Raw genomic sequence first — 13,406 nt, forward strand, 5'->3', positions numbered from 1 at the left:
AGCGTTTCTGCCCTCAGTAAACCCGGCAGAACCGGCGCTGTACAGCAAAAAAATTTCTTTTTTTCCCTTAAGAAGTTGTTAAGTTTTACCCTGTGTAATGGACACCACAGAGATGAAAAAGGAGAGTGAAAATGAAAAAATTAGCGGCTATGACAGCCATTCTGGCGCTGATGTCTGCCCCGGTTTTCGCGGCGAATCAGGGCGGCTTTACCGGTCCGGGTTCGAGCACCACGCAAACCCAGGGCGGCGGATTCCAGGGGCCAGACGGCTCCAGCACCACCGTTGAAAACGCCAAAACCCTGCGCGATGACACCTGGGTGACACTGCGCGGCAACATCGTTGAGCGTATTTCTGACGATCTGTACGTCTTTAAAGACGCCACTGGCACCATTAACGTCGATATCGATCACAAGCGCTGGAACGGCGTCACCGTGACGCCACAAGATAACGTTGAGATCCGTGGCGAAGTCGATAAAGACTGGAATTCGGTGGAAATCGACGTCAAACAAATCAGCAAAACGAACTAAGCCAGTTCGACATTTCAGAAATCATTTCCATCCGGGTGAGTGATCGCCCGGATGTCTGTTATTTTCACGCCAGACGCCCCTGTGACTCGGCGCGCCAGATAGGGTATTATCGCGGGTAGTTTTGCCGCCTGCACCAGACCGGCGCATATATTAAGGAATCACAGTTAATGAGCGATATGGCAGAGCGCCTTGCGCTGCATGAATTCACGGAAAACGCCTACCTCAATTACTCCATGTACGTCATCATGGATCGCGCGTTGCCGTTCATTGGTGATGGCCTGAAGCCGGTTCAACGTCGCATCGTGTATGCGATGTCTGAGCTGGGTTTGAGCGCCAGCGCCAAGTTTAAAAAATCCGCCCGTACCGTCGGTGACGTGCTCGGTAAATACCATCCGCATGGCGACAGCGCCTGTTATGAAGCGATGGTGCTGATGGCGCAGCCGTTCTCCTACCGCTACCCGCTGGTTGACGGGCAGGGGAACTGGGGGGCGCCGGACGATCCAAAATCCTTCGCCGCCATGCGTTACACCGAGTCCCGCCTGTCAAAATACGCCGAAGTGCTGCTGNNAGCTGGGGCAGGGAACCGTTGACTGGGTGCCGAACTTTGACGGCACGCTGCAGGAGCCGAAAATGCTGCCTGCGCGCCTGCCCAACATTTTGCTGAACGGCACCACCGGCATCGCCGTTGGTATGGCGACAGACATTCCGCCGCACAACCTGCGCGAAGTCGCCAGTGCGGCGATTACCCTGATTGAAAAGCCGAAAACCTCGCTGGATGAACTGCTGGATATCGTGCACGGGCCGGACTTCCCGACGGAAGCGGAAATCATTACCCCGCGCGCTGAAATTCGCAAAATCTATCAGAACGGTCGCGGCTCTGTGCGTATGCGCGCGGTGTGGAAAAAAGAAGACGGCGCGGTGGTCATTACCGCCCTGCCGCACCAGGTTTCCGGCGCCCGCGTGCTGGAGCAAATCGCCAGCCAGATGCGCAATAAAAAATTGCCGATGGTTGACGATCTGCGCGATGAGTCGGACCACGAAAACCCGACCCGTCTGGTGATTGTGCCGCGCTCTAACCGCGTCGACATGGAACAGGTGATGAACCACCTGTTTGCCACTACCGACCTGGAAAAAAGCTACCGCATCAACCTCAACATGATCGGTCTGGACGGTCGTCCGGCGGTGAAAAACCTGCTGGAGATCCTCACCGAGTGGCTGGCGTTCCGTCGCGACACCGTGACCCGCCGCCTCAACTATCGTCTGGAACGCGTGCTGCGACGCCTGCATATCCTCGAAGGTTTGCTCATCGCGTTCCTCAACATCGACGAAGTGATCCACATCATTCGTAGCGAAGACGAGCCGAAGCCGGTGCTGATGTCGCGGTTTGGCATCAGCGAAACCCAGGCTGAAGCGATCCTCGAACTGAAACTGCGCCATCTCGCCAAACTGGAAGAGATGAAAATTCGCGGCGAGCAGAGCGATCTGGAAAAAGAGCGCGATCAGATTCAGGCGATCCTCGCGTCCGAACGCAAAATGAATACCCTGCTGAAAAAAGAGTTGCAGGCCGATGCCGAGGCCTACGGCGACGATCGTCGTTCTCCGCTGCATGAACGTGAAGAAGCGAAGGCGATGAACGAGCACGACATGCTGCCGTCAGAGCCGGTGACTATCGTTCTGTCGCAGATGGGCTGGGTGCGTAGCGCGAAAGGGCATGACATCGACGCACAAGGGCTGAGCTATAAATCCGGCGACAGCTGGAGAGCGTCGGTGAAAGGCAAGAGCAACCAACCGGTGGTGTTTATCGATACCACCGGGCGCAGCTACGCCATCGACCCGATCACCCTGCCATCAGCGCGTGGTCAGGGCGAACCGCTGACCGGCAAACTGACGCTGCCGCCGGGCGCGACTGTCGAGCATATGCTGATGGAAGGGGATGAGCAGAAACTGTTGATGGCCTCCGACGCGGGTTACGGTTTTGTCTGCACCTTTAACGATCTGGTGGCACGTAACCGTGCCGGTAAAGCGGTGATTTCCCTGCCGGAAAACGCGCAGGTGATGCCGCCGGTGGTCATTGAAAACGACGGTGACATGCTGCTGGCGATCACCACTGCCGGTCGTATGCTGATGTTCCCGGTGAGCGATCTGCCGGAACTGTCGAAAGGCAAAGGCAACAAGATCATCAACATCTCTTCGGCCGATGCCGCCAAAGGCCTCGACAGCCTGGCGCACCTCTATTTACTGCCACCGCAAAGTACGCTCACCATTCATGTCGGTAAGCGTAAAATTAAGCTGCGTCCGGAAGAGTTGCAGAAAGTCACTGGCGAGCGCGGACGCCGCGGTACGCTGATGCGCGGTCTGCAAAAAATCGATCGTATTGACATCGACTCACCGAAGCGCCCTGACGCTGGCGATAGCGAAGAGTAAAAACAAACGCCCCGACTTTTCAGGGGCGTGTTAGAATTTGCGGTAAGACCCAAGGGCCTGGGTTTCAGAGGATGTTATGTTATTAATTTTTCGATTAATCATCGTCGTGATCTACTGCATTCTGGTATGCATTTTTGGTTGCATTTACTGCCTGTTCAGCCCACGCAATCCCAAACACGTTGCGACGTTTGGCCATATGTTTGGCCGACTGGCGCCGCTTTTTGGTCTGAAGGTGGAACTGCGTAAACCTGCCGATGCGGAAAGTTACGGTAATGCGATTTACATTGCCAACCACCAGAACAACTACGACATGGTGACGGCATCAAGCATTGTTCAGCCGCCAACGGTTACCGTCGGGAAAAAGAGCCTGTTGTGGATCCCGTTTTTTGGTCAGCTGTACTGGTTGACGGGCAACCTGCTGATCGACCGCAACAACCGTGCGAAAGCGCACGGCACCATTGCTGAAGTTGTCAAAACCTTCAAAAAACGCAAGATTTCATTCTGGATGTTCCCGGAAGGTACGCGCAGCCGTGGCCGCGGTTTGCTGCCGTTTAAAACGGGGGCTTTTCACGCCGCACTGGCAGCGGGCGTGCCCATTATTCCTGTGTGCGTTTCCAATACTTCTAATAAAATTAACCTCAACCGCCTGAATAACGGTCTGGTGATTGTGGAGATGCTTCCGCCGATCGATACCAGCGACTGGGGCAAAGATCAGGTTCGCGCGCTGGCCACCCATTGCCGTGAGGTGATGGCAGCGAAGATCGCCGAACTCGATCAGGAAGTTGCGCAGCGGGAAGCGAGCGGAAAACGCTAATCGGCGGGAAACGACTTCCCTCCTTCTGTTTTGTCAGTATTTCATGGAGTCTCTATGTCACTCAGTCGGCGTCAGTTTATTCAGGCCTCGGGGCTGGCACTGTGTGCCGGTGCCGTGCCGCTGAGGGCAAACGCCGCGGGCCAGCAGCAGGCGCTGCCGGTGCCGCCGTTGGTGGAGTCCCGCCATGGTCAGCCGATCTTCTTAACCCTGCAACGCGCACACTGGTCTTTTACCCAGGGCACGCGCGCGCCGGTCTGGAGTATCAATGGCCGCTATCTTGGCCCAACCATTCGCGTCTGGAACGGTGATGACGCCAAGCTGATTTACAGTAACCGCCTGTCGGAAAACGTGGCGATGACCATCAGCGGGCTGCAGGTGCCGGGGCCGCTGATCGGCGGCGCGGCGCGCCCGCCAGAGCGCGGCGACGCTGTGGTATCACGCCAATACGCCAAACCACACCGCGCAGCAGGTTTACAACGGCCTTGCGGGTATGTGGCTGGTGGAAGATGAGGTTAGTAAGTCCTTACCCATTCCGAACCACTACGGCGTTGACGACTTCCCGGTGATTATCCAGGACAAGCGCCTCGACAACTTCGGCACGCCGGAGTACAGCGAACCCGGCAACGGCGGTTTCGTCGGCGATACGCTGCTGGTGAACGGTGTGCAGAGTCCGTATGTTGAGGTTTCTCGCGGCTGGGTGCGTTTACGTCTGCTGAATGCCTCGAACGCGCGTCGCTATCAGTTGCAAATGAGCGACGGTCGCCCGCTGCATGTGATTTCTGGCGATCAGGGCTTCTTGCCCGCACCGGTCTCCGTGAAACAGCTGTCGCTGGCACCCGGAGAGCGCCGAGAAGTGCTGGTGGACATGACCAACGGCGATGAAGTGTCGGTGACCTGCGGTGAAGCCGCGAGCATCGTCGACCGCATTCGCGGTTTCTTTGAGCCGTCGAGCATTCTGATTTCAACTCTGGTGTTGACCCTGCGTCCGACCGGACTGTTGCCGCTGGTGACCGACAGCCTGCCGATGCGGCTATTGCCGACGGAAATCATGTCCGGCACGCCAATTCGCAGTCGCGATATTACGCTGGGCGAAGATCCGGGCATCAACGGCCAGTTGTGGGACCCGCAGCGCATCGATGTGACCGCGCAGCAGGGCACCTGGGAGCGCTGGACGGTGCGTGCCGACCTGCCGCAGTCGTTCCATATTGAAGGCGTTATGTTCCAGATCCGCAACGTCAACGGCGCGATGCCGTTCCCGGAAGACCGCGGCTGGAAAGACACGGTGTGGGTCGATGGTCAGGTTGAGCTACTGGTTTATTTTGGTCAGCCATCATGGCCGCATTTCCCGTTCCAGTTCACCAGCCAGACGCTGGAAATGGCCGATCGCGGGTCGATAGGGCAGATCCTGGTGAATCCCGCGCCATAGCGGAAACGAAGCCGCATAGGCCCGGTAAGCGCAGCGCCACCGGGCAATAACATCCCCGCACAATACCCCTTCATTTCCCACAATGATCCAGCGTATAATCCCCGCCCTTTTGTCTGTTTTTTCTTCGGAAGCACTATGAGCGCTATTTCCCTGATCCAGCCGGATCGTGACCTTTTTTCCTGGCCCCAGTACTGGGCGGCCTGTTTTGGCCCTGCGCCCTTTATGCCAATGTCACGTGAGGAGATGGATCTGCTTGGCTGGGACAGCTGCGATATCATCCTGGTCACTGGCGACGCCTACGTGGACCATCCGAGCTTCGGCATGGCGATCTGCGGCCGTATGCTGGAAGCGCAGGGCTTTCGCGTCGGCATCATTGCCCAGCCGGACTGGAACAGCAAAGAAGACTTCATGCGTCTCGGCAAACCGAACCTGTTTTTCGGCGTCACTGCCGGCAACATGGATTCGATGATCAACCGTTACACCGCCGACCGTAAGCTGCGCCATGACGACGCCTATACGCCAGATAATGTGGCGGGCAAACGCCCGGATCGTGCAACGCTGGTCTATACCCAGCGCTGTAAAGAGGCGTGGAAAGAGGTGCCGGTGATCCTGGGCGGCATCGAAGCCAGCCTGCGCCGCACCGCGCATTATGATTACTGGTCTGATACCGTGCGCCGTTCCGTGCTGGTCGATTCCAAAGCCGATATGCTGATTTTCGGCAACGGCGAGCGTCCGCTGGTGGAAGTGGCGCACCGTCTGGCGCAGGGCGAACCGGTCTCTGAGATCCGCGACGTGCGCAACACGGCGATTATGGTGAAAGAGGCGCTGCCGGGCTGGAGCGGGGTGGATTCCCGCATCATTGACATGCCAGGCAAAATCGACCCGATCCCCCATCCATATGGGGAAGATTTGCCGTGTGCGGATAACAAACCGGTCGAACCGAAGAAAACTGAAGCGAAAGCCATTGTCGTTCAGCCGCCGCGTCCGAAACCGTGGGAAAAGACTTACGTGCTGCTGCCGTCTTTTGAGAAGGTTAAAAGCGACAAAGTGCTTTACGCTCATGCCTCGCGTATTCTGCATCACGAAACCAACCCGGGCTGCGCCCGCGCGCTGATGCAGAAGCACGGCGACCGCTACATCTGGATCAACCCGCCTGCGATTCCGCTGTCGACCGAAGAGATGGACAGCGTATTTGCCCTGCCGTATAAACGTGTACCGCATCCGGCGTACGGCAACAGCCGTATCCCGGCGTACGAGATGATCCGTTTCTCGATCAACATCATGCGCGGCTGTTTTGGTGGCTGTTCGTTCTGTTCGATCACCGAGCACGAAGGGCGTATCATCCAGAGCCGCTCTGAAGATTCGATCATTAATGAGATCGAAGCCATTCGCGACACCGTTCCGGGCTTTACCGGCGTGATCTCCGATCTTGGCGGCCCGACCGCCAACATGTATATGCTGCGCTGTAAGTCGCCGCGTGCGGAGCAGACCTGTCGCCGTCTGTCGTGCGTCTATCCGGATATTTGCCAGCACATGGACACCAACCACGAGCCGACAATCAATCTTTATCGTCGCGCCCGCGATCTGAAAGGCATCAAAAAAATCCTCATCGCGTCTGGCGTGCGTTATGACATCGCCGTGGAAGATCCGCGCTATATCAAAGAGCTGGCGACCCATCACGTGGGTGGATACCTGAAAATTGCCCCGGAGCACACCGAAGAGGGGCCGCTGTCGAAAATGATGAAGCCGGGAATGGGCAGCTACGATCGCTTTAAAGAACTGTTCGACACCTATTCGAAGCAGGCAGGCAAAGAGCAGTATCTGATCCCGTACTTTATCTCAGCGCACCCGGGCACGCGTGATGAAGATATGGTGAACCTGGCGCTGTGGTTGAAGAAACACCGCTTCCGTCTCGATCAGGTGCAGAACTTCTACCCGTCGCCGCTGGCGAACTCAACCACCATGTATCACACTGGCAAAAACCCGCTGGCGAAGATTGGTTACAAGAGTGAAGACGTGGTCGTGCCGAAAGGCGACAAACAGCGTCGTCTGCACAAAGCGCTGCTGCGCTATCACGATCCGGCCAACTGGCCGCTGATCCGTCAGGCGCTGGAAGCGATGGGTAAAAAGCACCTGATTGGTGGTCGCCGAGATTGCCTGGTGCCAGCGCCGACGATTGAAGAGATGCGCGAAGCGCGTCGTCAGAACCGTAATACGCGCCCGGCGCTGACCAAGCACACGCCGATTGTACATCAGCGTTCGAACGGTGGTGCTCCGGCGAAGAAAAAGCGAAAAATCGGCTAAGCGATCGCTTTTATTGTCGTCCTGTGCCCCGCCCGAAACCTCTCTTCGCGGCGGGGCATTTTATTAGCGTGTGGCCTTCGCGCTGTAATTGACGGGCACCCAGCGATAACCCCCATCTTCGGCTTTTTTGACATGGCCGATGCCCGGGAAGGCAATATGCGCTGCCGCCACCCAGTCACCCGATTTGACCGTCTCCTCAAGCACCTTTACCCGGGTGGCGACGGCTTTTTTCTGATCGACATCGAAATGGATCGCGACTTCCGGTTCCGGTATTTGCACGGCTTTAGCATGAATAATATCGCCCCAGAAAATCATGCTTTCGCCTTGATGACTGACGCGATAAATCACGCTTCCTGGCGTATGTCCGGCGGCGGGCGTCGCCGTAATGCCGGGAATAATCTCCGTGGGCGCATGGAAGGTTGTTAACTTACCGGCATCGATAACCGGGCGCATCGACAGTTCAGATTCAGCAAAGGTGTGCCGCTGGCTTTCCTCAACCTTGCTGCTGTTTGCCGGATCCAGCCACCAGTCGACATCATGTTGATCGACATAAACGGTGGCATTGGGGAAGGCGGGCAATCCTTTCGATTGCACCCCGCCGGAATGGTCGCCATGGATATGCGTCAGCAGGACCGCATCAATGCTTTCCGGCGGAAAACCGGCCTCACGCAGATTCGTCAATAAATGACCGCCCGCATCGCCCATTAATGCACCGGCGCCGGTATCGACCAGAATGATCTGTTTACCGGTATTGATGATAAAGGCATTAATGGACGTTTCTGCCAGTGGCGTCATGACCTCTTTTGCTAACTGCGTTTTTAATTTTTCCGCAGAAATATGGGTCAACAGCTTATCTAAATGTATTTTGACGGTTCCGTCAGACACGGCCGTTATTTGCCAGTCTCCCAGCATCATTCGGTAATAGCCGGGGGCCTGCTGTTGGCTAATGGGTAAAGGTTTAGCTATCGCCGCACTTACCATCAGCAGCGTCGCAAAAAAGAATATTGCGGTTTTCATTTCCAGTTCCTGTACCAGGTTTGACAGAGCACCAGTGTCATGAAAATATAATTATCAATCAAATTGATTGGATTAATAATGAGTATTAATGAAAATGATTTCAGGGGCGTCGACCTTAATCTGTTAATCACCTTTATGGTGATGTTCCGGGAACAACATGTTTCTGCGGCGGCCAGCAAACTCCATTTGGGGCAACCCGCCGTCAGTGCGTCCCTGGCGCGTCTTCGAAACCTGTTTAATGACCCGCTCTTTATCCGCAGCGGCCAGCGCATGCAGCCGACATTCCGTGCCATTGAGCTTCATCAGTCATTATTACCGTTGCTCTCACAATTGCAGTCGTCCATTTTTACCCCACCGGCATTCGACCCGGCTACCGTTCAGGTGGCCCTGACGCTGGGTATGACCGACTGGGTAGAGATGCTGTTAATGCCGAAACTGTTACCCGTCCTGGCCCGTGAGGCACCGGGACTGCGCGTGAATACGGTGGTCAGCGATCCGTTTACCGATACGCCGCGGCTGGAGAAAGGGGAACTGGATATGGCGGTTTCGGTTGCCATACCGTCCACGCAGCATATTTGCCGTGCTGTTGTTGCCCCGATGAATTTTCTGGTCTTGTGGGATCCCGCACAGCTGACATTAGCAACGCCGGTATCACCGGAGCATTACGCCGCGTTGCGGCACGTTATGGTCAGTTATAAATCCGCCAGCCGCAGCCAAATCGATGCGCTGCTGGAAGCCAAAGGGTTGTCGCGGGATGTGACGTATTCCACACCTTATTTTTCTGTCATTCCTGGATTGCTGAAAAATATGCCGGTTATTGCCACGATACCCTGTGGATTAGGCGAAATGTGGCAGGAACAGTTCGGCTTTAAGAGCGGTACGTTAGATCTCGACATACCGACCTTTGAAGTCGCACTGTTATGGCATGAGCGTAATAACAGCCATGCGGCATTGATGTGGTTAAAAGAGGTTATTACGGCGCTTTTTAAATAATGCGGATGAAACCCTCTCCCGGCGGGAGAGGGTTGATGATGTGAGAGCGTAGAAAATTACCCGCCGAACTGGTCCGGATCTGGCCCCAGCCGTTTCCCCTGATCCAGCTTCGCAATTTCGCCGAGTTCGTCTTTATCGAGACGGAAATCCCAGACAGCAAAGTTTTCCGCAATGCGCGACGGCGTGACCGATTTCGGGATCACCACCAGTCCGCTGTCGAGGTGCCAGCGAATGACGATCTGCGCCGGGGTTTTGCCGTATTTATCCGCCAGGTCGCGAATGATCTTCTGATCAAACACGCCTTCGCCACCCTGCGCCAGCGGGCTCCAGGATTCGGTCTGGATTTTGTGCGTGGCGTTCCATGCGTGCAACTGACGTTGCTGCATCAGCGGGTGCAGCTCGATCTGGTTGATCACCGGCGTCACCCCGGTTTCGTCGATCAGCCGTTGCAGATGGTTGATCTGGAAATTGCAGACACCAATGCTTTTCGCCAGCCCTGATTTTTGCAGCTCAATCATGCCTTCCCAGGCCTCAACGTAATGGTCGATAGCCGGAACCGGCCAGTGCATCAGGTAGAGATCAACATGCTCAAGCTGCAGCTTTTTCAGGCTTTCCTGTAGCGCTTCGCGGGGGCGTTTCTGATCGTCATTCCACAATTTGGTGGTGATGAACAATTCGTCGCGCGGCACGCTCGCGCTCTTTAACGCTTTGCCTACGCCATCCTCGTTTTGATACGCCGCGGCGGTATCGATAGACCGATAGCCCACCTCCAGCGCTTTATGGATGGCACCGACGACCTCCTCTTTACCTGCTTTCCACACGCCGAGACCCAGCTGCGGCATGACGTTGCCGTCCTGTAGTTTGATTACGGTTGGATGTGTCATGCATTCCTCCTTTCATGTGTCTTCCCGGCGCAATGCCCCGGGAAGGTGTAGGATTAAGTCTGGACGAAATATGCAAAAACGAAAGGAAAAGCGGTAAACCTTAGCGCGCGGCCTCGTAAATACGGCGGCTGACGTCGAGGGTAATATCTTGTTTTTCGCCTAGTCGGGTCATGTGGTGCGCTTCCAGTTTCGCCAGTAGCGCCGGGATAGAGCTGCCGTCAAGACCGTAGTCGGACAGGTGCGTTGGCACGCCGAGTTGCTCGAAGAAATTACGCGTCGCTGCAATCGCGGCGTCGATGCGTTCTTCTTCAGACCCTTCGGTGATATTCCACACGCGCTCGCCGTACTGCAGCAGTTTGGCGCGTTTGGCGTCGCGTTTCTCATTCCACAGCGCAGGCAGAACAATCGCCAGCGTCTGGGCGTGATCCAGCCCGTGCATCGCGGTCAGTTCGTGACCGAGCATGTGCGTTGCCCAGTCCTGCGGCACGCCAGCACCGATCAGCCCGTTCAGCGCCTGAGTGGCTGGCCCCATCCCGNGAACGTCGTAGTTTTCCGGTTCAGCCAGCGCTTTCGGACCTTCTTCCACCAGCGTCTGCAAAATGCCTTCGGCGAAGCGATCCTGAATTTTGGCATTAACCGGGTAAGTGACGTACTGCTCAACGGTATGGACGAACGCATCCACTACGCCGTTAGCGACCTGACGCGGCGGCAGGGTGTAGGTGTAAACCGGATCGAGGATCGCGAACACCGGCTGTACGTGCGGGTTTTTAAATGCCTGCTTATCGCCAGTGGTTTTACGGGAAATGACCGCGCCATTGTTTGATTCTGAACCGGTGGCCGGCAGCGTCAGCACAGAGCCCATCGGGATCGCGCTGGTGATCTCGCCACCACGGGTTTCGAGGATCTGCCACGGGTCAATGCCGTCAGCGTAGTGTGCTGCCGCCGCGATAAATTTGGTGCCATCAAGAACAGAACCACCGCCGACCGCCAGCAGGAAGGTGACTTTTTCATCACGAGCGATTTTTACCGCTTTCATCAGCGTTTCGTAAGACGGGTTGGGCTCGATGCCGCCGAACTCCAGCACGTCCAGACCTTTCAGCGCGCTCAGTACCTGATCCAGCACGCCGGTTTTTTTCACGCTGCCGCCGCCGTAGGTGATCAGCACGCGAGCGTCAGCCGGGATTTGAGCGCGAAGATCGCTAATCACGCCTTTACCAAACAGAATGCGGGTGGGGGTATGAAGGTTAAAATTATTCATTGTTCGTTCCCTTAACGGAGGGTGAAAAAAGGGCAGCGCAACGCCTCTGCCTGATGGGATCATTGTGGTCCTGTCCCCCCGGTCCCTCAATGCACATTTCTGCCGATGTCTTGCCCATTTCTCCAGAGCGCTGGAGAAACCGCACAAGAGTGCGCACAATGTAACGGTCGATAAATCTGCCCGGAGCTCTCTGCAATGAACCGTGAAGCCATCTGTCTGCAACTGACGGAACAGATTAAGCAACTGATATCTCACCAGGAAAAACTGAACGACCTGTTGCCTGACGTGCGCCTACTGTACGGAACGCAGCCTGGAACGCGAACGCCGGTGATGTATCAGCCCGGCATTGTATTTCTCTTTTCAGGCCATAAGATTGGCTATATCAATGAGCGAACCTTTCGCTACGACACCAATGAATATCTGCTGCTGACCGTACCGCTGCCCTTCGAGTGTGAAACCTTCGCGACGCCGGACGTGCCGCTGGCGGGCATCCGTCTCAACGTTGACATTTTGCAGTTGCAGGAACTGCTGATGGATATCGGCGAAGACGATCTTTTCCACCCGGCGATGGCCGCCAGTGGGATCAACTCCGCCACGTTGTCTGACGATATCCTTTGTGCGGCTGAACGGCTGCTGGATGTGATGGAACGGCCGTTAGACGCGCGTATTCTCGGCAAGCAGATTATCCGCGAGATCCTTTACCATGTGTTGACAGGCCCCTGCGGCGGCGCGCTGCTGGCGCTGGTCAGCCGTCAGACGCATTTCAGCCTGATCAGCCGGGTGCTGAAGCGCATTGAAAGCCAGTACACCGAGAACTTAAGCGTTGACCAACTGGCGGCGGAAGCCAACATGAGCGTTTCGGCGTTTCACCATAACTTTAAATCGGTCACCAGCACCTCGCCATTGCAGTACCTGAAAACTTATCGGCTGCACCGGGCGCGCATGCTGATGATCCACGACGGCATGAAGGCCAGCGCGGCGGCGATGCGCGTGGGATATGAAAGCGCGTCGCAGTTCAGTCGGGAATTTAAGCGTTACTTTGGCATGACGCCAGGGGAGGATGCGGCGCGTATTCGCCGGGCGTAAGGCGTTGCCCGGCGTCAGCAGAAATCAGGCGCTGTAGTACTTCTTCTTAATCACCACAATCAGCGTACCGAGCAGACCGGCCACTAACAGGAAAATCGGCAGGATCATCAGGAAGGTCATGACCTGATCTTCATGGCGCTTGACGATCGGGATCATGCTGAGCGCGTAGCCCAGGCTGGTCACCACGCCAACCCACAGCAGGGCACTTAACCAGTTAAAGAACTGGAAGCGGCGGCTCGACAGGCCGGAGATGCCTGCCATGGTAGGCAGCAGCGTACGCACAAAGGCCAGAAAGCGCCCGGCAAGCAGCGCCAGTAGGCCATGGCGGTCAAACATGCAGGTGGCGCGCTGATGGTATTTTTCCGGTAACTGCGCCAGCCAGCCTTTCACGATCTGCGTATTGCTGAGCCAGCGCCCCTGGATATAGCTCAGCCAGCAGCCGAGACTGGCTGCGGGGGGCAGNNACAATGTCGCAAACATGACCAGATAAACAACACCCACAACGTGGGGATTCGCCAGTGCAGCAAAGTCGTGCTGCCAGAGAGCGGCGACTATATCTTGAATGACTACCATGAACTTTCCTAAAGAACCGCGCTTTATTTCGCTATTGTACTCCTGATTTTCCCTAAACACCTTGATCGCGGGCGCAACAAATACAGACAATTCTGAAGGC

At 56.2% G+C, this 13,406-nt stretch carries 9 protein-coding genes and 2 pseudogenes; 7 read left to right on the forward strand and 4 right to left on the reverse strand.

Translation table 11 applies throughout. The features are described from left to right. The first annotated feature begins 131 nt into the window (after nt 1–131). The 5 genes and pseudogenes from GM30_RS03125 to GM30_RS03145 all read left to right on the forward strand — a co-directional run bounded on the left by GM30_RS03125 (nt 132) and on the right by GM30_RS03145 (nt 7,495). A complete protein-coding gene (locus GM30_RS03125) occupies nt 132–527 on the forward strand; it encodes a YgiW/YdeI family stress tolerance OB fold protein (RefSeq protein WP_049847453.1) in 396 nt (131 codons plus the stop codon). 167 nt (nt 528–694) lie between these two features. Further along, nucleotides 695–2,951: pseudogene (parC, locus tag GM30_RS03130) on the forward strand (DNA topoisomerase IV subunit A). A gap of 76 nt (nt 2,952–3,027) precedes the next feature. Then, nucleotides 3,028–3,765 carry a 1-acylglycerol-3-phosphate O-acyltransferase gene (gene plsC, locus GM30_RS03135; RefSeq protein ID WP_049847454.1) on the forward strand — a complete coding sequence of 246 codons (738 nt, stop codon included), beginning with the start codon at nt 3,028–3,030 and terminating at the stop codon, nt 3,763–3,765. A 54-nt stretch (nt 3,766–3,819) separates the two neighbouring features. Continuing rightward, nucleotides 3,820–5,191, forward strand: a pseudogene (ftsP, locus tag GM30_RS03140) (cell division protein FtsP). A 135-nt stretch (nt 5,192–5,326) separates the two neighbouring features. After that, nucleotides 5,327–7,495, forward strand: a complete 2,169-nt coding sequence (locus tag GM30_RS03145) for a YgiQ family radical SAM protein (RefSeq protein ID WP_049847455.1) — start codon at nt 5,327–5,329, stop codon at nt 7,493–7,495. A gap of 63 nt (nt 7,496–7,558) precedes the next feature. Here GM30_RS03145 and GM30_RS03150 read toward each other — a convergent pair whose 3' ends face one another. Continuing rightward, a complete protein-coding gene (locus GM30_RS03150) occupies nt 7,559–8,512 on the reverse strand; it encodes an MBL fold metallo-hydrolase (protein ID WP_049847456.1) in 954 nt (317 codons plus the stop codon). 78 nt (nt 8,513–8,590) lie between these two features. Here GM30_RS03150 and GM30_RS03155 point away from each other — a divergent pair, with 78 nt between their 5' ends. Continuing rightward, a complete protein-coding gene (locus GM30_RS03155) occupies nt 8,591–9,505 on the forward strand; it encodes a LysR substrate-binding domain-containing protein (protein ID WP_049847457.1) in 915 nt (304 codons plus the stop codon). Between the two features lie 56 nt (nt 9,506–9,561). On the opposite strand, the gene dkgA is transcribed toward GM30_RS03155, so the two are convergent. Together dkgA and yqhD are read right to left on the reverse strand one after the other, a co-directional pair. Continuing rightward, entirely contained in the window at nt 9,562–10,389 is an 828-nt protein-coding gene (gene dkgA, locus GM30_RS03160; protein WP_049847458.1) for a 2,5-didehydrogluconate reductase DkgA, read from the reverse strand. A gap of 100 nt (nt 10,390–10,489) precedes the next feature. Then, entirely contained in the window at nt 10,490–11,647 is a 1,158-nt protein-coding gene (yqhD, locus tag GM30_RS03165) for an alcohol dehydrogenase (protein ID WP_049847459.1), read from the reverse strand. Nucleotides 11,648–11,842: 195 nt separating this feature from the next. On the opposite strand from yqhD, the gene GM30_RS03170 reads away from it, so the two are divergent. Beyond that, nucleotides 11,843–12,733: an AraC family transcriptional regulator gene (locus tag GM30_RS03170; RefSeq protein ID WP_049847460.1), complete on the forward strand. Its 891-nt coding sequence runs from the start codon at nt 11,843–11,845 to the stop codon at nt 12,731–12,733. A 24-nt stretch (nt 12,734–12,757) separates the two neighbouring features. Here the strand turns inward: GM30_RS03170 and GM30_RS03175 are convergent, their stop codons facing one another. After that, complete coding sequence (locus GM30_RS03175; protein ID WP_049847461.1) at nt 12,758–13,306, reverse strand: DedA family protein; 549 nt, start codon at nt 13,304–13,306, stop codon at nt 12,758–12,760. Nucleotides 13,307–13,406: the final 100 nt, after the last annotated feature.

The sequence above is a fragment of the Trabulsiella odontotermitis genome (assembly GCF_001188485.1).
Classification (GTDB): Bacteria; Pseudomonadota; Gammaproteobacteria; order Enterobacterales; family Enterobacteriaceae; genus Trabulsiella; species Trabulsiella odontotermitis_A.